Annotated in this window: 15 protein-coding genes and 2 pseudogenes; 4 read left to right on the forward strand and 13 right to left on the reverse strand. The window is 40.8% G+C overall.

Going from position 1 to position 20314, the window contains the following annotated elements; all coding sequences use genetic code 11:
* The first annotated feature begins 2 nt into the window (after nt 1-2).
* From AC1M85_RS13250 to AC1M85_RS13260, 3 genes are read left to right on the forward strand one after another with little or no spacing between them, the layout of a single operon-like run.
* On the forward strand, nt 3-527 hold the full coding sequence (locus tag AC1M85_RS13250; RefSeq protein WP_416224323.1) for a Na+/H+ antiporter subunit E: 525 nt from the start codon (nt 3-5) through the stop codon (nt 525-527).
* Nucleotides 524-799, forward strand: coding sequence for a monovalent cation/H+ antiporter subunit F (locus AC1M85_RS13255; RefSeq protein WP_092767266.1), 276 nt, complete (start codon nt 524-526; stop codon nt 797-799). The genes AC1M85_RS13250 and AC1M85_RS13255 overlap by 4 nt, the downstream gene beginning before the upstream one ends.
* Before the next feature lie 15 nt (nt 800-814).
* Nucleotides 815-1201 carry a Na+/H+ antiporter subunit G gene (locus AC1M85_RS13260; RefSeq protein ID WP_092767413.1) on the forward strand — a complete coding sequence of 129 codons (387 nt, stop codon included), beginning with the start codon at nt 815-817 and terminating at the stop codon, nt 1199-1201.
* A 30-nt stretch (nt 1202-1231) separates the two neighbouring features.
* On the opposite strand, the gene AC1M85_RS13265 is transcribed toward AC1M85_RS13260, so the two are convergent.
* The 12 genes and pseudogenes from AC1M85_RS13265 to AC1M85_RS13320 all read right to left on the reverse strand — a co-directional run bounded on the left by AC1M85_RS13265 (nt 1232) and on the right by AC1M85_RS13320 (nt 16776).
* Nucleotides 1232-2122 carry a metal-dependent hydrolase gene (locus AC1M85_RS13265; RefSeq protein ID WP_488213225.1) on the reverse strand — a complete coding sequence of 297 codons (891 nt, stop codon included), beginning with the start codon at nt 2120-2122 and terminating at the stop codon, nt 1232-1234.
* A gap of 281 nt (nt 2123-2403) precedes the next feature.
* The gene (locus AC1M85_RS13270; protein ID WP_035263992.1) at nt 2404-3825 is read right to left on the reverse strand and encodes an FAD-dependent oxidoreductase; all 1422 of its coding nucleotides are present in this window, start codon (nt 3823-3825) and stop codon (nt 2404-2406) included.
* A gap of 72 nt (nt 3826-3897) precedes the next feature.
* Nucleotides 3898-8373, reverse strand: coding sequence for a glutamate synthase large subunit (gene gltB, locus AC1M85_RS13275; RefSeq protein ID WP_171076729.1), 4476 nt, complete (start codon nt 8371-8373; stop codon nt 3898-3900).
* A 413-nt stretch (nt 8374-8786) separates the two neighbouring features.
* The gene (locus tag AC1M85_RS13280) at nt 8787-9632 is read right to left on the reverse strand and encodes a hypothetical protein (protein ID WP_035263987.1); all 846 of its coding nucleotides are present in this window, start codon (nt 9630-9632) and stop codon (nt 8787-8789) included.
* A gap of 14 nt (nt 9633-9646) precedes the next feature.
* Complete coding sequence (gene aroB, locus AC1M85_RS13285; RefSeq protein WP_035263978.1) at nt 9647-10726, reverse strand: 3-dehydroquinate synthase; 1080 nt, start codon at nt 10724-10726, stop codon at nt 9647-9649.
* A gap of 25 nt (nt 10727-10751) precedes the next feature.
* A complete protein-coding gene (gene aroK, locus AC1M85_RS13290) occupies nt 10752-11294 on the reverse strand; it encodes a shikimate kinase AroK (protein WP_035263975.1) in 543 nt (180 codons plus the stop codon).
* A gap of 36 nt (nt 11295-11330) precedes the next feature.
* Nucleotides 11331-13061 (reverse strand): annotated as a pseudogene (locus AC1M85_RS13295) (type IV pilus secretin PilQ); the annotation flags it as partial.
* Nucleotides 13062-13469: 408 nt separating this feature from the next.
* Nucleotides 13470-13820: pseudogene (locus AC1M85_RS13300) on the reverse strand (type IV pilus secretin PilQ); the annotation flags it as partial.
* 19 nt (nt 13821-13839) lie between these two features.
* Nucleotides 13840-14367 (reverse strand): pilus assembly protein PilP, encoded by a 528-nt coding sequence (locus tag AC1M85_RS13305; protein WP_035263973.1) that lies wholly within the window; start codon nt 14365-14367, stop codon nt 13840-13842.
* Nucleotides 14367-15095 (reverse strand): type IV pilus inner membrane component PilO, encoded by a 729-nt coding sequence (locus AC1M85_RS13310; protein ID WP_035263971.1) that lies wholly within the window; start codon nt 15093-15095, stop codon nt 14367-14369. The genes AC1M85_RS13305 and AC1M85_RS13310 overlap by 1 nt, the downstream gene beginning before the upstream one ends.
* A complete protein-coding gene (locus AC1M85_RS13315; protein ID WP_035263969.1) occupies nt 15092-15718 on the reverse strand; it encodes a PilN domain-containing protein in 627 nt (208 codons plus the stop codon). The genes AC1M85_RS13310 and AC1M85_RS13315 overlap by 4 nt, the downstream gene beginning before the upstream one ends.
* The gene (locus AC1M85_RS13320) at nt 15718-16776 is read right to left on the reverse strand and encodes a pilus assembly protein PilM (protein WP_035263966.1); all 1059 of its coding nucleotides are present in this window, start codon (nt 16774-16776) and stop codon (nt 15718-15720) included. The genes AC1M85_RS13315 and AC1M85_RS13320 overlap by 1 nt, the downstream gene beginning before the upstream one ends.
* 168 nt (nt 16777-16944) lie before the next feature.
* On the opposite strand from AC1M85_RS13320, the gene ponA reads away from it, so the two are divergent.
* Nucleotides 16945-19470 (forward strand): penicillin-binding protein PBP1a, encoded by a 2526-nt coding sequence (gene ponA / locus AC1M85_RS13325; RefSeq protein ID WP_488213226.1) that lies wholly within the window; start codon nt 16945-16947, stop codon nt 19468-19470.
* Between the two features lie 32 nt (nt 19471-19502).
* On the opposite strand, the gene AC1M85_RS13330 is transcribed toward ponA, so the two are convergent.
* Nucleotides 19503-20309 carry a putative RNA methyltransferase gene (locus AC1M85_RS13330; RefSeq protein WP_488213227.1) on the reverse strand — a complete coding sequence of 269 codons (807 nt, stop codon included), beginning with the start codon at nt 20307-20309 and terminating at the stop codon, nt 19503-19505.
* Nucleotides 20310-20314 lie beyond the last annotated feature (5 nt).

Raw genomic sequence — 20314 nt, forward strand, 5'->3', positions numbered from 1 at the left:
TGATACAAAAGAGCTCTCTATTTGATCGAATCATGCCACATCCTTTTGTTTCAGTTATCGTGGCTATCAGTTGGCTGATGTTGGCTAACAGCGCAGCGTTGTTTGATATATTGGTTGCTATTCTTATTGGTTTAGTCATTCCTAAGCTAGTACAACCTTTTATCGTTCGTACACCCAATATTCATTGGGATTTAGCAGTTAAACTGGTTTTTGTTGTGTTATGGGACATTATCATCAGTAATATTCGTGTTGCTAAACAAGTTCTAGGACCTACTGATCGTCTACACCCTAAGTGGTATCGGGTACCTCTAGATACGGATCATGACCAAGTAAACAGTTTACTGGCAATGATCATTACGACTACTCCTGGTACAGTCAGTGCTGGAATCGACCAAGAACGTGGAGATATTCTTGTTCACTCGATTAATACAGACAATCCAGAGGCTGATATTTTAGAAATCAAACAGCGCTACGAAGCGCCTCTCATCGCAATTTTCCATGTAAAACAGCAAGGAGATTCTCAATGATCATTCTTCCTTATGTATTGGGAATTAGCTTAATTGGAATTACGATTTCAATGTTGCTCTGTCTAATCCGTCTTGTAATCGGTCCTTCAATGGTTGATCGACTACTTGCATTAGATACTTTATTTCTGAATGCTACGTGTTTAGTTGTGGTTCTAGGAATTTATTGGGCTAGCACCTCTTTATTTGAAGGTGCACTATTGGTAGCCATGCTCGGTTTCGTATCGACAGCAGCATTAGCTCGCTATTTTACGACAGGCCATGTGGTGGACTAGGAGAAAACTATGAATATTCAGCTGATTATGGAAATCTTAGTTTCCTTCTTCCTGATCAATGGTGCCTTTTTTACACTTGTAGGTGGAATTGGAATGGTGAAATTGCCTGACCTTTTCATGCGTCTGCATGCCCCTACAAAGTCGAGCACATTAGGCTTAGGTAGTTTTTTAATAGCAGCTATGATTTATTCAGCCTTTCATAGTCGCTTAGGGTTTGCTGAACTACTGATTACATTACTTGCCTTTATTACGGCGCCTGTATCGGCAAATTTAATTGCACAAGCTGCATTACATTTACGTTTACGCTCTACATCAGGTGATGTTCCTGAAGCACTCGACCGCCCCCTCCCTTGGCAGCGCCAAAGAAGAATGCGTCAGTTTAATCAAGATTCATCTAAGTAATAAAAAACCTAGCTTTCGCTAGGTTTTTTATTAGCTATACCGTACAGGTTGGGAATGCTCTTGGAAGCCTTCCACTTGATATTCTTCAGCTAATTTGGCCTTCCAATGATTCACGATATCCGTATAGTCAATTTCAGAAGGATGAAAATCCTCTTTGTAATATGATAGATATTCTGGAATTAGTTCGATCATCATTTTAGAAATTAAGTAAATACCATATAAGTTTCCACTGACCTTCGGTAAGCTTTTTCGACGATCTTGCCAAAATAATCGAGTTGCTGAATAAAAGGTAAGACTCGCAAAACCTGTGGTTACGCTACGCATAATATTGCGGCGCACTTTGGTATCTTTATATACCGCTTGGTAGACATCAAATGCAACTGCTCGATGCTCGATTTCCTCAATTGCATGCCACACCCAAAGCTTAGTTGCATCTTCATCTAAGGTCGACAGCACTTCAGGATGACGAAGAATATAACCACCCAATAACGCTGTAAAATGCTCAAAAGCACAGGTAATTGCTAACTGCAATTTTGGATGGGTAGTACGAATAAATTCATCGCGTCGCGCTAACCATGCTTGAAAGTTATCAAGTTGATAATCATCACGGCGCCAAGCGTCATTAAATTCCGCATGTGCTTTTGAATGCATCGCCTCTTGACCAATAAAGGCTGCAATCTGCGCTTGTAATTTTTCATCTTTCACTTTATCTCGTACATTACGAACACTATGAACAAAAAATTGTTCACCAATTGGAAAGGTAGAAGAAAGTGCTGTCAACAAATGTGACATGACTGGAGAATTCGCGAAAAAATGGCGTCGAATGGCTTTAGGATTATAATTTAAACGTCGTACGGTAATCCCAATCGCTTTTGGACGATTTAAATAAGATTTATCTTTGGCGATTTGTGTAGTTGTCATTTTAGAGCCTATATGGATATAGCATTTCTTATTCATACTGTCAGAATAAATCAGATTTAATATTGCAAAAATAACCACACAGACAAATAAATTATATTTTTTGCCAATAAAGTCGCAAATTAAATTACAACTCCATTCTCTTTTTTAATTTAATTACATGATTCTTAAGATAGTTCTTGAATTGGATACTTTTGAATATTCAACAAGAGATTGTCAAACAAGTCATGCATATAAATGAAAAATCCTACCGAAGTAGGATTTTTTGTAAGGCATGTTTTCGTTTAAACATCAAGATAATCTAAAATACCTTCAGCAGCCTGACGTCCTTCCCAAATCGCAGTTACGACCAAGTCAGAACCACGCACCATATCTCCACCGGCAAAGATTTTCGGATTAGAAGTTTGGAACTTGTATTGTTGATGCTCAGGAGCAACGACACGACCTGAACCATCTAAATTAATACTTACATCATTAAACCATTCTGCAGGGCTTGTACGGAAACCAAAGGCCAACAGCACTGCATCAGCAGGTAAGATTTCCTCTGAACCTGGGATCGGTTCAGGACTGCGACGACCACGACTATCAGGCTCACTGAGTTGAGTCGTCACAAATTTAACACCTGTGACCTTTCCATTCTCACCCACGATTTCGATCGGCTGACGATTGAACTGAAATTCAACACCTTCTTCTCGCGCATTTTTAACTTCACGGCGTGAACCTGGCATGTTTTCTTCATCGCGGCGGTATGCACAAGTGACAGATGTTGCACCTTGGCGGATTGAAGTACGGTTACAGTCCATAGCAGTATCACCGCCACCGAGTACAATAACTTTCTTACCTTCCACACTGATAAATTCTGAAGGATCTTTTTCCCAACCTTGGCAACGATTCACATTGGCAATTAAGAAATCAAGGGCATCATAAACACCTTCCAAATCTTCACCTGCGAAACCACCTTTCATGTATGTGTATGTTCCCATACCCATGAAGACAGCGTCATAATCAGCAAGCAATTGATCAATGGTGATGTCTGTGCCAATTTCTGTATTTAAACGGAATTCAATCCCCATGCCTGTAAAGATTTCACGACGACGTTTCATCACGTCCTTTTCCATCTTAAACTCAGGGATACCAAAGGTCAGCAAACCACCTATTTCTGGGCGCTTATCAAATACGACAGGTTTAACACCATTGCGCACCAAAATGTCCGCACAACCTAGACCTGCAGGGCCTGCACCAATAATCGCGACTTTTTTATCTGTCCATTTGACATGAGACATGTCAGGACGCCAGCCCAATGCAAATGCCGTATCATTAATATACTTTTCAGCATTTCCAATGGTCACCGCACCAAACCCATCATTTAGTGTACATGCACCTTCACACAAACGGTCTTGAGGACAAACTCGACCACACACCTCCGGTAGAGTATTGGTTTGGTGGCAAAGCTCTGCTGCTTGAAAAATACGACCTTCAGCAATCAGTTTTAACCAGTTTGGAATATAGTTATGTACTGGACATTTCCATTCACAGTAAGGGTTACCACAACCTAAACAGCGATGTGTTTGGTTTTTCGCAACTTCAGCTGTAAAGGGTTTATAAATTTCCACAAACTCAGCTTTGCGGACGTTGAGATCTTTTTTCTCTGGATCTTGGCGTGCGACATCCAGGAATTGAAAGTCATTATTAAGGCGTTCTGCCATGTCTCTCTCCGTGGGTAGATGCAGTCTATTGTTAGTTCAGCTGCATCTGCCTATATATCTGCAGTAGTGGAATTATTGAGGATCAGCTTGAGTTGTTTTTAATAAAGTCTGCAAGTTTGCAGCTTTTGGTTTCACCAACCAGAATTTACGGCTGTAGAAATCAAACTCGTTACGGATCTTGTACGCCCAAGCACTACCAGTTTCCTTAATATGCTCATCTAAAATGCGGCTTAAGAACTCTTTATGTTCTTCCATTGATTCGGTCGAAATACGATTAAGCTCGATCAACTCGTGGTTATAATGATCAACAAAGTCATTATCTAAATCAAGTACATAAGCAAAACCACCTGTCATACCTGCACCGAAGTTATGACCAACTTTACCCAGTACCGTCACAATACCACCTGTCATATATTCACAACAGTGATCTCCAGCACCCTCAATCACCGCAAACGCACCTGAGTTACGAACAGCAAAACGTTCACCAGCTGTACCTGCAGCAAATAATTTACCGCCTGTTGCACCATATAAACATGTGTTACCAATGATCGCTGTTTCTTGTGTTTGGAATGGAGAACCCTTCGGTGGGAAAATTGAGATACGACCACCCGCCATACCTTTACCCACATAGTCATTCGCATCACCTTCAAGCTTGATATGCAGACCACCCGCATTCCATACACCAAGTGATTGTCCAGCAGTACCTGTCAAATTCACTTTAACAGGGTGTGCTTCCATACTTAAGTTACCATAGCGACGAGCGATCTCGCCTGAAACACGTGCCCCAATAGAACGGTCACAGTTACCAATGCTAAAACTGTATTCACCACCTGTACCAGCTTCAATCGCAGGCAATATTTCTGCAATCATAGACTCAGCCAAAACACCTTTATCAAATGGTGCATTTCCTTCGACTTCGCAATATTGAGCTTTGCCTTCAGCAGCTGGATGTGATTCAAGTAAAGCACTTAAATCTAGGTGAGCGTGCTTATCTGTTTCACCAGGTAGCATTTCTAGTAAGTCGGTACGACCAATCAAGTCTTTCAAACTTGATACACCTAATGCAGCCAACCACTCACGTGTTTCTTCTGCAATAAAGGTGAAGAAGTTAATGAGCATTTGTGGTTCGCCGATATAGTGCTCTTGACGCAAATGATCTTGCTGAGTCGCTACACCAGTCGCACAGTTATTTAAGTGGCAGATACGGAGGTATTTACAACCCAACGCAATCATTGGTGTAGAACCAAAACCGAAGCTTTCCGCACCTAAAATAGCTGCTTTCACGACATCTAGACCCGTTTTTAAACCACCATCCGTTTGAACGCGAACTTTACCACGCAAATCATTTACACGAAGGGCTTGATGCGCTTCAGAAAGACCAAGCTCCCATGGCGAACCCGCATGATGAATCGAAGACAATGGCGATGCTGCTGTACCACCGTCATAACCAGAGATGGTAATAAAGTCAGCATAGGCTTTTGCAACACCCGCAGCAATCGTCCCCACACCTGGCTCAGATACCAGTTTTACAGAGACCATCGCTTGAGGGTTAACTTGTTTTAAATCAAAAATTAACTGCGATAAATCTTCGATTGAATAAATATCGTGGTGCGGTGGTGGAGAAATTAATGTCACACCCGGTACAGAGTAGCGTAAACGTGCAATTAAGCCATTCACTTTACCACCTGGCAACTGACCACCTTCACCCGGTTTTGCACCTTGTGCCACTTTAATTTGCAGTACTTCTGCAGAAGTTAAGTAAGCAGGCGTTACACCAAAACGACCTGATGCGATTTGTTTGATTTTTGAGTTCCGGATTGTGCCGTAACGCGCTGGATCTTCACCACCCTCACCTGAGTTCGAACGACCACCAATTGTATTCATTGCAATGGCAATCGCTTCATGTGCTTCTGGTGATAATGCCCCTAAAGACATCCCTGCAGAGTCAAAACGCGGAAGAATCGCTTCTACAGATTCAACTTGATCCAGTGGAATTGAATTTTCTGTTTTGAGTTTAAATAAATCACGAATGGTTGCCACTGGACGATTATTTACAAGCTCAGCATATTCTTTGAAATCTTCATATTTCCCAGAACGTACAGATTTATGTAGAGCATTAATTACATCAGGATTAAAAGCGTGATATTCCTTATCAAATACAAATTTCAGCAAACCACCTTGCTCAATTGGCTTACGTGATTTCCAAGCGGTTTCTGCTAATTTTTTCAAATCATTTTCAAGATCAACAAAAGTTGCACCTTTAATACGGCTTGGAACACCTGTGAAGCATTTATTAACAACTTCTTCAGATAAACCGACAGCTTCAAATAATTGTCCACCACGATATGAAGCAACAGTCGAAATACCCATTTTTGAAAGGACTTTCAGCAATCCTTTTTCGATCCCTTTACGGAAATTCGCTTGTGCATGAATCGGATCACCTAACAACTCACCTTTCGCAATTAAATCATTAATGACGTCATATGCAAGATATGGGTAAATTGCTGTTGCGCCAAAGCCAAGCATTACGGCAAATTGGTGTGGATCACGCGCTAAAGCTGTTTCAACAATAATGTTTGCATCTGTACGTAAACCTGCATGGATGAGGTAATGGTGGATAGCACCCGTTACCATCGCTGCATTAGCTGGTAAGAACCCTTCACGGATTTTCTTATCAGAAATCACCAATAGGGTTTTGCCATCACGAATTGCTTGCGCTGCTTCTTCACAAATACGTGTAATCGCGGCTTCTAGACCTTCAGTCTCTGCATAGTTTAGATCAATATCTGCAATCTCGTAGCCCTTACGACCTAAAGTGCGAATTTGATGCATTTTAGAGTTTGACAGTACAGGACTTGAAATAATTAATCGATCCGCATGCTCTGGACCTTGTTCAAATACATTTTGTTCACGACCCAAACATGTTTCTAAAGACATTACGATCGATTCACGTAATGGATCGATTGGTGGGTTAGTTACCTGAGCAAATTGTTGACGGAAGTAATCTGTTACATGGCGTACTTGACGAGACAATACTGCCATCGGCGTATCATCGCCCATCGAACCTACCGCTTCTTGACCACTTTCAGCGATTGGACGTAATAACTGATCTCGCTCTTCAAATGTCACCATAAACATTTTTTGTGCCGCTTTTAAAGCATCGCCTTTTAAGCCTTGATCACATAGATATTCTTCTAGCTCTGGGCTGCCTTGGATACGCACTGAATTTTCACGCAACCATTGACGATAAGGACGCATTTTTTTCAGATGATTACTGACGTCTTTAGTATCCAGCAATTTACCAGTGAAAGTGTCAATGACTAAGATCTGACCTGGTCCAACACGACCTTTAGAGACCACATCTTCTGGTTCATAACCCCAGACACCAATTTCTGATGCAAGTGTGATGTAACCATTCTTAGTAATTACCCAACGTGCAGGACGTAAACCATTACGATCCAGCATACAAATCGCATGGCGACCATCTTGAATCACAAGACCTGCTGGCCCATCCCATGCTTCCATATGTTTAGAGTTAAACTCATAGAATGCACGCAAATCAGCATCTAAAGTTTCAACGTTTTGCCATGCTGGTGGAACGAGCATGCGTAGTGCACGGAATAAATCCATACCTCCACCAACCAAGATCTCGAGCATGTTGTCTAAACTTGAAGAGTCAGAGCCAGTACGGTTTACGATTGGGTTAAGCTCGGTTAAACCTGGTAAGAGCGGGTTTTCAAACTTTGGTGTACGTGCCATCGCCCAGTTACGGTTTGCTGTAATGGTATTAATTTCACCATTGTGCGCTAAGTAACGGAAAGGTTGTGCCAATGGCCAACGCGGTAATGTATTGGTTGAAAAACGCTGATGGAACACCACAATGTGAGATTCCAAACGTGGATCAGCTAAATCTGTATAAAAATCTGCAATCGCTTCAGGCATCATTAAGCCTTTATAAGAGATCACAGTTGAACAAAGTGTTGTAACGTAGAATGAACTATCTTGACTTAATTTTTGTTCAGCACGACGTCGAGCCAAGAATAACTTACGGTTAAACTCAACTTCTTCAACACCCATTGGACAGTTAACAATTACTTGTTCAAAAGCTGGCAAAGACTGCATCGCAATTGAGCCTAATGCTTCATTATTGGTTGGCACTAAGCGCCATGCAATTACACGCAAACCTTCTGATTCGATTTCTTTAGTCAGCACTTGTTTTGCATGTGCAGCAATTGCAGGATCTAGGCTAAGAAAAACTGTACCTACTGCAAAAATTTCACTGAGTGTAATATCACTTAAACGTTTTGCTTCTTCACGGAAGAATTGCTTAGGCATAGCCAACAGTAGACCACATCCATCACCCGTCTTACCATCTGCAGCAATACCACCGCGGTGCGTCATACAACTTAAACTATGAATCGCGGTCTTGACCAAGTCATGACTTGCATCACCTTGCATATGGGCGATTAATCCGAAACCACAGTTATCTTTAAACTCATCCGGTTGGTATAGACCTTTAGCGGGAGCTACAGTATTAGGCGATGGCATGTGCATAGCGTACCCTTCTTCAACATGGCCCTCATTGGGCAAAACTTATCTATTCTTCAAATACGATTTCTTTATAAAACAAAGACATGATTCTGTATGTCTTTCGTTATTGAACGTCTTTTCTGATTTAATTTCACAAATGTACGAGACGATTTGCACTCATTTAAAGCAGATCAATTTGACTAAATCGCACACTAAATTAAGGTCTTCGCTCCAAAATAGGGACAATTTACTTAATCAGTGCACCAATAAAGCAAAATCTATGCCAATATTTATTTATTCCGTGCAAGCGTTTTATTTCAATTATTTTGTCATTATTAACCGAAAAGGCACCAAATTAGAACCACTTTATCGCACCAATGATGTGCAAATTTATTATGCTTTCGTTTAATTTTGCGCCATTTTATACCATTTTAATTAAATGGATCACTAATTTGAGCCTCTTGATTCCGTTTATCCGTATTATTCTTTGAATTATCGCTCGAAATAGGGTCAACATTCGATTGCGAACGTCTCACATCAACCACATTTCCTGACTGATCTTTTCTTGTAATAGTCACATTGGTTGTTGCCTTAGCAGGATCAGCCACAGGGGTTGGCTTAGGACGAACCAGCAATGACTCATCAATCAATGGTACCGCTGCAGGTCGTAATTTAATTTCGTATAATTTTGCAGTTGTTAGTTCTTCAGAACCCATGTCATTGACTTGACCCACAAACTGATTAAAGCCAGCAACTTTAGGCGCTACAGAAGGTGGTAACTTTAAATCCAATCCATTTAAAGTTGTCTTGGCAGCACCTTCCCCCATAAACAGCCCATAACCCAAAATGTACTGTTCAACTTGATCCTCACCACTCAAACGAAAATAAATGTATGGTTTACGATCAGTTTGCTTATTAAGAAAACTTTTAATTACATCTTCATTGGTAACGCGAAATAGTTCGATAAAATAATTATTTTTATTGTCTTGAATAAACTTTGTGCCTCTAAATTCAGGCAAATGGTTTCCTGAAGCCACTTTACGCGCAGTTAATTCCAAAGGTCGCACTTGATCAGTCAGCCCGCCCAAATAATTTGTTGCTGCCACCTTTTCAGGTTGAATCTGGACTTGAGTTTCTTCAATTTGCTTAGACTGAGTAACCAACTCTTTGCTATCAGTCAAAATCCAGAATACAAAAGATGCGACTAAAAACAGTATGCCACCGATCAACCAAATATATTGTTGCGCTGTGCGTGGGGATGAGTGGCGTACCGTCATGAGAAAACCTAAGATTATGCTTGATTACGTAAAATCGCTTGTTTCATTAATTCCACATCAAACTCTTTGGTAATTACTGCTTGCCCTAGCGACTTCAAGAGCACTAAACGTAATTGACCATTCAGGACTTTTTTGTCATGAGACATATATGCCAAAAATTCATCAAGTGGAATTTGAGGACATTTTATCGGTAATTTCGCACGTTGAATGATAATTTTTGTACGTTCAAGGTCAGCTTCTGTGATCCACCCCATTAAATAAGATAAATCTGCCGCCATCACCATTCCCGTCGCCACAGCCTCACCATGTAACCACTCACCATATCCCAGATAAGATTCAATCGCATGTCCAAAGGTATGACCTAAATTCAGTAATGCACGCTCACCCTGTTCTTTCTCGTCATTGGCCACAATTCGCGCTTTGTGTGCACAAGAGCGGTACACTGCTTCAGCAAGTAATTCTGGATGTTGTGCAACGAGACCATCCATGTTTTCCTCAAGCCATGCAAGAAAATCAACATCTCCTAATAGGGCATACTTAATGACTTCAGCCAAACCTGCTGATAACTCACGCTCAGGCAATGTTTTAAGTTGCGCCATATCCGCAAGTACGACCTGTGGCTGCTGGAATGCGCCAATCATGTTTTTGCCTAATGAGTGGTTGATTCCAGTTTTACCGCCAACGCTCGAATCGACTTGCGATAGCAGCGTAGTCGGGACTTGAATAAAATACACTCCGCGTTGGAAACAAGCTGATGCAAATCCAGCCATGTCACCAATCACCCCTCCACCCAAGGCAAGCACTGTACAATCTCGGTTAAATCCTGCCTCAAGCAAGGCATCAAAAATTAAATTCAAATGTTCAATATTTTTATAACATTCACCATCAGGTAGAACACATGTCTCAACTTTTTTACCTAAACCTTCCACAGCTGATACATAGTGATTTAAATACAACGGTTTAACCGTTTCATTGGTGACAATCATGACCTGTTGCCCATGAATATAGGGTTCAAGTAATTGTTGCGGATCTAAATCACTACCAATGAAAATAGGATAACGGCGTTCACCGAGTTCAACGAATAAGGTTTGCATGATGTTATAAGCCAATAAAACAAATTTAATTCAATTCTTTTGCGACAATCACATTAAGAATACGTTGTGCCAAATCACGCGCAGCACCTTGATTCGTTTCAATAATATGATGTGCAACTTCACGATACAGCGGATCACGAATATTCAATAATTCACGTAATTTCTGTTCAGGATTTTCGACTTGTAATAAAGGTCGATTTTTATCACGGTAGGTTCTTTGAAGTTGTATTTCTACGGGAGTATAAAGATAAATCACAATACCTCGATCTTTTAGATAAGATCGATTAATCGACTGAGTAACTGCACCGCCACCCGTCGCAACAACTAAATTTTGTTTTGATGTTAAATCATCAATTACCAGTGATTCACGATGTCTGAATCCCTGTTCACCCTCTTTCTCAAAAATCCATGGGATGGTCGCCCCAGTTTTTCTTTCTATCTCATGATCACTATCAAGAAACTCTCGATGAAGTAAATCTGCAAGATGTCGACCAACGGTTGTTTTACCAGCTCCCATGGGCCCTACCAAATAAATATTCGGTAGGGTTTCAAACTCTTTGCTTGGCAAGGAGTCACCTATTGAATTGCTTTCATTGAAACTATATTAATTGTTTCTAGTTTGCCTGTCATTAACAATTCTTGGTGTCACAAAGATTAATAACTCACGCTTATTCTCTGTTTTACTGTCTTTACGGAATAGACGACCAACAGCAGGAATATCACCAAAGAAAGGCACCTTGGTTTGGTTAAAAATCGTTTCTTGCTCGAAAATACCACCTAGCACCACAGTTTCACCGTTATTCACAAGCACATTGGTATCAATTTGATTTTTATTCAAAATGATTTCCCCATTCTGTGCATAACCTGCTGGTGAATCACTGGTAATGTTCAATTTCATTTGAATTTTACCATCAGGCGTAATACTTGGTGTTACCTCTAAGCTTAACAACGCTTCTTTAAAGGAAGTCGTCGCCGTTGCAGCACCACCTGCAGTTTCAGTGGTTTGGTAAGGGATTTCCTGACCTGAAGCAACTTTCGCTTGTTGCTTATCAGCAGTGAGAACTTTTGGGGTAGAAATAACTTCACCGTAGCCATCAGCTTGTAGTGCCGACAACTCAAGGTCCAGCATAAAATCAGACATATTGATTAAACCAAATGCAATTTTACCTGCAGCCCCAGCCACACCTAAATCCACATTTAAGTTATCAGGACGTTGAATATTATAACGACCATCCTCACTTGGTGATTTTAAATCCCACAGCGTTTGATCACTACCACCAACCAAAAGATCATTATTGGTTGCAACACCTTTCGATACTACACCCCATTTCACACCCATTTCTTTGGTGAAATCTGTTGTCGCGCGTACAATACGAGCTTCGATCATGACTTGTTTTACAGAAACATCCAGTAAATCAATCATCTTGCGAATTTGATCAATTTTTTGAACTGTATCGTTAATGATCAATGTATTGGTACGTGGATCAATTGAAACTGTACCACGTGGACTTAATAATGACCCGACACTGTCCCCCAATGGGTCAGTTGTTGAATTTGTATTATTACCATTAGATGAACGGCTGTTACGACCTTCAGTAATCAACTTTTCAATATCTTCAACTTTGGCATAGCTCAATTGAATATATTCGGTTTGCAATGGTGCCAACTTCACACTTTGTGCAATGGCTTTCGCCTCTTCTTCTTCGGCTTTAATCAATTCTGGAACAGGTGCAATCCAAATCACGTTTCCGTTGCGACGCTTATCCAAGTTCTTGGTTTTCATTACAATATCAAGCGCTTGATCCCAAGGCACATCTTTTAAGCGTAATGTAATATTCCCTTGAACTGAATCCGAAGTCACCATATTAATGCCGGTAAAATCAGCCAACAATTGTAATACGCGGCGCACTTCAATGTCTTGGAAGTCGAGAGAAATCTTATTACCTGTATATTTCGGTGTACGATTTTGGCTGCTTAAGCCTTTTTTCTCTTCTGGGCGTTTTAGACTGATCGTTAACTTACCATCTGTTTGATAAGCCATATATTCAAAGCTACCACTCGACTGAATGGAAATTACACCATTCGACTTATCATTATAAGCGTCTACTGTAGAGACTGGCGTGGCAAAATCATTAACGTTTAAACGGCGCACCAAATGCGATGGAATTTTGTTACCGAGGAAACGCACCACAACTTTGCTACCTTGCTGTTGTACATCTACTGGTGTATCTGCTGTTTTTAAATTCAGTACAACTTGTCCCTCACCTGCACTACCGCGCTCAAAACCAATATCTTGCAGTCCTTGTTGTACTGCTTGATAAGCGACAGGTGCTGGTGGTGTATACGCAACAGGCTGCTGATAAACAGGAGCTACTGGAGGTGGTACAGGTGCTGCAACTTGCTGACGAACCACTGGTGCAGGTGGAGCGGCAGGTCTTAAAACCGTAGGCGTTGGTGCAGTTGGTTTCAATACCTGCTGTGCTGCAACAGGAATCACAGGTGTTGGCGTTACAGGTGTCGTTGCCACAGTTGTAGCCGCAACAGGTGTAACGTTATTCGTCAGATTAGGACGTATGACTGGCTTTAAAACACTTGTTTTAGGCGCTGGTTCTGCTGCTTTGGCTTGTGTAACCACTGGCGCCGCTGGTGTTGCCACTTTCGCAGAGTTTGGATTATTTATTTTTAAAATAAAGGTATTGCCTTCAACACGTGTCGTGTAGCTCCCCTTCTGCGTTAAATTGACAGTTAACCGTGAACGCTGATCATTAGAAATGACTTCAACTGAGTTTGCTTCAGTGGTCGACACAGGTATTTTAGTATTCGCCAGTGTTTGACCTGCCTGCATAAAATCCAAAACCAGTCGAGATGGATTTTCCAATTGATACGACTGTGGCTGTGGAGGTAATCCGTTAAACATGACACGGATTTCTGTTCCTTGACCTGGCACCTGCAAAGGCACAATATTGGTCATCGTAGTTTTAGCCGCCGCTGCCTGCATAACAGCTATAGAAACAGTGGTCATAGCGAATTGACGAAGAAAACGGTTCATATACTGTCGATCCCCACCCCAAAAATTTTGCATACTCTTTTTCATTGTTATTCCTTAACTCGTCTTAACCAACAGGCCCAAGCAACACTAAGCTTCTCGGTCTTTCGATATAACCATCTCGACCATCTGAAACAATTTCAATCAGATCGATTTGAGTCGGCGTTATCTTCACGATGCGCCCTTGGTTCATCCCCATGTAATTACCACGTTGCACACGCTCAATCTCACCATCAGGGGTTTGAATCAAAGCGAGAATCTGTCCATTGTTACGTTTTAAACTTCCTTTAAAGTTTAACGTTTCCAATGCATAGCTTTCTAAAGGCTGTGGTTGACGATTAAAATTAGGATAAACACGTTTACCCGACATGATTCTTAGCTCTGTTGCCAATGAGTTTGGCAAGAATGGACTTCGAAGTTGATGCGCCGAGTAAAGAAAATTTGGAACTGGATTAAATACAGGTGCCGGTTCTATCGGTAAAGGTGGTTGGCTACGAATATTCGCCATTTCTTGATTGACCGCATCAATACGCGAATCACATCCCACCATAGTCGCTGCAATAACTAATCCGCACAAAAGCTTAAATGATTTCATTATTGTCCTCCTGCTGGCATATCAGCTGGTGGAACAACCGCTGAACCTACCGTATCTTCAGTCGATGCAACATAACGATATGTTTTGGCTTTTAATGAATAATTGATCAGTGGAATATCAGATTTTTTATCTGTACTTGGCGTCGCTGTAATCACAAAATCATGTAAGGTTACGATACGCGGTAAAGACGCAATTCCACTCACAAAACGCCCAAATGAATGATAATCACCTGTCGTTTCTATCGAAATTGGCTGCTCAATAAAGAATTCTTGAGCCACTTCATTTTCGAGACGGATATTTTTAAATTTGAGCCCTGAATTCACACCTGTTAAGTTGATGTCCTCAACTAAACTTGGAATTTCTGTTTCTTTTGGCAATTGTTGTAATTGCTCATTGAAATTCATTTCCATTTGTTGCAACTGTGCTTGGTATTGCTGCAAATTACGGAGCTTAGAATCCTTTTCTTTAAACTCTGTCAGTAAATTTGCCTCTTGTGCTTTAGCAAGATCAATGGATTCAAGTTTTGGTTTAATCACCAAAAAGTAACCAATAGCACAAACAAATAGGAAAATAAAAATCCAACAGGTAATTTTTACAGACAGTGGCCAACTACCGTAGTTATTGGAGTCCAAAGTATTAAATTGCTGAAAGAACTTTTCAACAGTCATGGACTTCTTTTTTGGTGCAGTGACATCTGAATCAAAGTCATTTAAATCATTACGACTCATGGTGCACCTCCCACATTATTCGCGTCCATCTCTGATGTCGGTTGAGCAATTGCACCCAAGTCGACAGTCACGATAAATGTACCGTATGACTCTTCAACTCGAGGGATTACCGAACTTGGTGCTTTTTCCTTCACTTCTGGCGCAGCCAAGAATGAATTCATAAATGCATTTCGGTACCACTGGGAAGCTTCTAAACCACGTAATAACTCTGCTACCGCATTCGGACTTTCTGCTTTACCTTCGATGGTAAATTTATTACCAGTACGGGTAAATTTCGTCAGATACACCGTTTCAGGAACAACACGTACCAATTCATCTACTAAACGCACAGTAACAGGTCGTTGACCTTCAAGACCTTGAATCAGTTTCATCCGCTCAATCACTGCATTTCGACGTTCTTGCAATCCTTCCAAGGATTTTAATTGAACGTCTAAACTTTGATTGGTGCTTACAATAAGTTGGTTTGCTTGTTCTTGGTCTTGCAATTTATGATTCAAGAAGAACCAAGCTGCTAAAACCGATAAAATCGCAAGTAATACTACTGCGATACAGATATAAACAAATTGCTTTTTTCGCTGTTCTCTTAGCTCTTCGCGCCAAGGGAGTAAATTAATTTTAGCCATTAATCAAAACTCCTCAATGCCAAGCCACACGCCACCAATAATGATGGTGCATCATTTTCTATTTTTTTCAGGTCGATTTGAGGAGAAAAGCCCATTTGTAAAAATGGATTAGCAATAGTGACACGATATCCCAATTTTTGTTGCATCATTTTTGCAAGACCTGGGATATTGGCATTACCACCCGCCAATAAAATATGATCAATCTCGTTAAATTGAGAAGAAGAGAAAAAGAACTGTAATGAACGCGCTGCTTGTTGAATCACTGCATCAAGGAATGGCATTAAAACTTCTGTTTCAAAGTCATCTGGTAAGGTGTTGTCTTTTTTAGCACGCCCAGCTTCATCATAAGATAAGCCATAACGATTTTGCACATCTTGAGTCAATTGCTTACCGCCAAACACTTGTTCGCGCGTGTAAATAATTTTGCCATTTTGCATAACTGATAAAGTCGTCATGGTATGACCAATATCAAGAACACCAACAAGATTTGCACCAATCGGCAATGTATCTGCAAAGACTTCAAAACTACGTTCCAGTGCATAGCTTTCAACATCGGCAACTTTTGGGGTAAGCCCGACCAAATCCAATACTTCAATACGAGAGTCCACGTTTTCAGTACGTGTCGCAACGAGTAAAACGTTCACTCTGTTTGGATTGTTTAATCGCTCAGGAAGAACTTCAAAGTCTAAACTGACTTCGTCAAGTGGGAATGGTATATATTGCTCAGCATCCATACGAATCTGAACTTCACGCTCATCATCGCTCATGTCGGCATCCATCTCGATGACCTTGTGAATCACCATAGACGTAGGCACTGCAAAAGCAGCATTCGTTGATTGCGGATTTGCAATATTAATCGCGCGCTCTAAAGCATCAGCCACGTTATCCTGATTGAGGATGTTTTTTTCAACAACACTCCCATCAACCAATGGACTTAACCCGTAACTTTCAACCCAATAGCGACCGTTTTTAACTGATAGCTCTAATAGCTTAACAGAGGTCGAACTAACATCTACCCCCACTAACCCCTTATTTGGCTTACGATATAGTCTAAGCACAATGCAATTCCTATTATTTTTTTGTCCCCAACAACAGCACAATACAAACTAACTACACTTGGTCTAATTTTTTTGCGGATATAATAACTCAACTAACATTCTGTTAAATGAGAAGCTATACTGACCTTCTATTAGTTTGCCTTTAGCACCTATTAAAACTTACTTGTTATGAAAAAGCTATCTTGTTGTGGACAGATTCACCCTTTTTTTTTGCTGATTATCATTATCTTAGTCACAATTCCAATGGGTTTTTATGGAATGTATCTCTATATTGCACCATCTTTGCCAGAGATGACTGCTTTTAAGAAGGCTCCATTATTAAAACCGCTGCAAGTTTATACAGCAGATAACCAATTAATCGCAGAATATGGTGGCAAACTTTCTGTTCCAGTTGAATATGAGCAAATCCCACAAGATTTTATTCATGCTTTTTTAGCTGCAGAAGACTCTTCTTTTTTTGAGCATAGCGGTATTAGTTTTAAAAGTTTAGGACGCGCAGTCAGTGAATCGATCACGGGTTCTGACATTCAAACTGGTGGTTCTACAATTACCATGCAGGTGGCTAAAAACTATTATTTAACACCAGAACGAACTCTCAAGCGCAAACTCACCGAAATTTTCTTAGCACGTAAAATTGAACAAAAATTATCAAAAGAAGAAATTCTAACTCTCTACGTCAATAAAATTTTCCTCGGTAAAAATGCCTATGGTATTGCCGCAGCAGCAAAAATTTATTACAACAAGAATTTAGACGATCTTTCAATTGCCCAAATGGCAATGATTGCAGGATTACCTAAAGCACCCTCTAAGTATAATCCTGTGGCCAATCCTGAACGTGCGTTAGAACGTCGCAATTGGATTTTAGGTCGTATGCTACAGTTGGGTTATATCAGTCAAATTGAATATGAAGATGCAGTATCAGAGCCTATCGCTTTGGACATGCCTGATCGCGGTATTAACAATAAATTCCCTTATGTCGGTGAAATGGTTCGTTCTGAACTCGTCAAAAAATTTGGCGATCTCGCGATCGATTCAGGATATAAGGTTTACACCACTATTGATTACAATCGTCAAGCCTTTGCCGAAGAAGCAGTTCGTGTTGGTTTAGAAAATTATGACCGTCGTCATGGCTGGCGTGGCCCAGAAGCTCATGACAAACCCTTAAAAGATTTTGTGCCATTTGCAAACACCTACCCTGCTAAAGTCACTAAAGTTTTAAGTAATTCTTTTGAAGCAACTTTACAAGATGGTTCATCAGTCACTGTTCCTTGGTCTGGCATGTCTTGGGCGAGACGCTATCGCAATGCCAATAGTGTGGGTGGTGCACCGAGCAATGCCTCACAAATTGTAAAAGTCAAAGATATTGTTCGTCTACGTCCAAATCAAAATCGTAGTATGTGGTCCTTGGTACAGGTGCCTCGTGTACAAGGTCAGTTAATTGCACTTAACCCAAATGATGGTTCCATTGTCGCGATCGTTGGTGGATATAATTTTTATCAATCGAAATTTAACCGTGCACTGCAAGGTTGGCGTCAACCTGGCTCTATTATCAAACCATTTGTCTACTCGCTTGCACTTGAACGAGGTATGACGCCGCATACCATGGTTAGTGATAATCCCATTACCATTGGTAAATGGTCACCACGCAATTCTGATGGGCGCTATCTGGGGATGATTCCATTACGTCGGGCTTTATATTTGTCACGTAATACTGTCTCTGTTCGCCTTTTACAAACAGTCGGTCTAGAACGTACTCGCCAATTGTTTATGGATTTTGGTTTGCAGGAAGATCAGATTCCACGTAACTACACGATTGCATTAGGAACACCTCAAGTACTCCCTGTGCAAATGGCAACAGGCTATGCCGCAATTGCCAATGGCGGTTTCCGCGTGCAACCTCACTTCATTAGCCGTATTGAGGATGCTTACGGCAAAGTGATTTATCAAGCCAATCCAGAATACGCATGTATTTCATGTATTAAATCTCAGAAGCAAGATACAACCTCTGCTGAAGCAACAACACCAGACGACGAAATTATTGAAGTTACCAATCAGTCTTTAGAGGATAAGCAACCCACTTTAACTGATGAAGAGCGTAGCCAATATCGTCAAGCACATCGAATTTTAAAATCCAGCTCAGCATTTGATATGGCGAATATTTTACGAGACGTAATTCAGCATGGTACTGGTCGCGCAGCATTAAAAATTGGTCGTGGTGATTTAGGAGGTAAAACAGGAACAACTAATGATGCAAAAGATGCTTGGTTCGCTGGCTTTAACGGCAATTTAGTCGCAGTTTCATGGGTAGGTTTCGACCAACCAACTACACTAGGTCGTCGTGAATATGGGGGTATCGCTGCTCTTCCAATTTGGAGTGACTTTATGGAGAAGTCTCTTGCCAATACACCATATGCTTGGGTAAGTTTAGATAAAAATGCAAAAGCTCCTTTAACTCGAGAACAACGTGGTCGTGTACATACATTAAACCATGAGCAAAAAGATAAAACTCCACCTTTAGCTCGTCCAATTTATCGCCCTGCTCCAGTGGTAGCACCAACGAATGATCGCGATTTTGATGATCTACCAGATAACGATCAACCGTTAACGCCGACGTCGTCGACACCACCGGATATGAATTCAACACCACAAGTTAAACGAGATTCAATCGAAAATTTGATTAATCAAGTTCAATAACCAAAATAAAGCCCTCTAAAAGAGGGCTTCTTTTAACTTTTCTTTTTTAAAATATAGATCTGAAACTCTGCACTCAGTTCAAATTTTTCAACTTGCTCTAATTGGTCACGCCGTTCAGGTTTGGCCTTATAAGCATATGGCGTCATTGCGATAAGACACTTTAGGTCATTTTGGTTCAACACCAATGGTGCCTGAATTAAGCTTTCATCAATTAACTCAAAGTGCTTGCTCAACTGTGCTACAAATTTATGTGGCTCATGTGCCTTTACTTCTTCAAATAGTGCTTCTCGCATTTTATATAAATGTTGTGGACCTGGGGTAACAACCATTAAATACCCCGATGGTTTTAATACACGTAATATTTCCGCCTCGGGAATAGGACTAAATAAACTGGTACATAAATCGATAGTCTCGCTTAAAACAGGCAACACAGCCCCCGTACCCACAACCCAAGTGACATTTTGATTTAATTTTGCTGCTACCTGAACTGCAGTTTTAGCAATATCCACCCCCACAACTTGTATCGCTTCAGCTTCCATTGCATTGGTGTAATATCCTTCACCGCAACCAATATCTAAAAGATTTTCAATACGTAATTCTCGGATTTTAGCAACGACAGCTTGCTGTAATGGCGCATAAAATCCCGCTGATAAAAACGACCGTCTAGCTTGAACAGACTCAGGGGTATCCCCTGGATTTTTACTATGTTTATGCTGTACGACATGCAAATTCACATAACCTTGCTTTGCAATATCGTAACTATGATTACTCTTGCAGCGCCATGTTTTCCCCTCAAGTGCCAATGCCTCGCGACAAACAGGACACATCAACAGATTCATCATTT

It is taken from the genome of Acinetobacter sp. 24-47-64 (assembly GCF_057737055.1).

Excerpts from the sequence above, each read along its gene's own strand:
- AC1M85_RS13255 (WP_092767266.1), top strand. The coding sequence starts at position 524 with ATGATCATTCTTCCTTATGTATTGGGAATTAGCTTAATTGGAATTACG.
- AC1M85_RS13265 (WP_488213225.1), bottom strand. The coding sequence starts at position 2,122 with ATGACAACTACACAAATCGCCAAAGATAAATCTTATTTAAATCGTCCA.
- AC1M85_RS13270 (WP_035263992.1), bottom strand. The coding sequence starts at position 3,825 with ATGGCAGAACGCCTTAATAATGACTTTCAATTCCTGGATGTCGCACGC.
- gltB (WP_171076729.1), bottom strand. The coding sequence starts at position 8,373 with ATGCCATCGCCTAATACTGTAGCTCCCGCTAAAGGTCTATACCAACCG.
- AC1M85_RS13280 (WP_035263987.1), bottom strand. The coding sequence starts at position 9,632 with ATGACGGTACGCCACTCATCCCCACGCACAGCGCAACAATATATTTGG.
- aroB (WP_035263978.1), bottom strand. The coding sequence starts at position 10,726 with ATGCAAACCTTATTCGTTGAACTCGGTGAACGCCGTTATCCTATTTTC.
- AC1M85_RS13305 (WP_035263973.1), bottom strand. The coding sequence starts at position 14,367 with ATGAAATCATTTAAGCTTTTGTGCGGATTAGTTATTGCAGCGACTATG.
- AC1M85_RS13310 (WP_035263971.1), bottom strand. The coding sequence starts at position 15,095 with ATGAGTCGTAATGATTTAAATGACTTTGATTCAGATGTCACTGCACCA.
- AC1M85_RS13315 (WP_035263969.1), bottom strand. The coding sequence starts at position 15,718 with ATGGCTAAAATTAATTTACTCCCTTGGCGCGAAGAGCTAAGAGAACAG.
- ponA (WP_488213226.1), top strand. The coding sequence starts at position 16,945 with ATGAAAAAGCTATCTTGTTGTGGACAGATTCACCCTTTTTTTTTGCTG.
- AC1M85_RS13330 (WP_488213227.1), bottom strand. The coding sequence starts at position 20,309 with ATGAATCTGTTGATGTGTCCTGTTTGTCGCGAGGCATTGGCACTTGAG.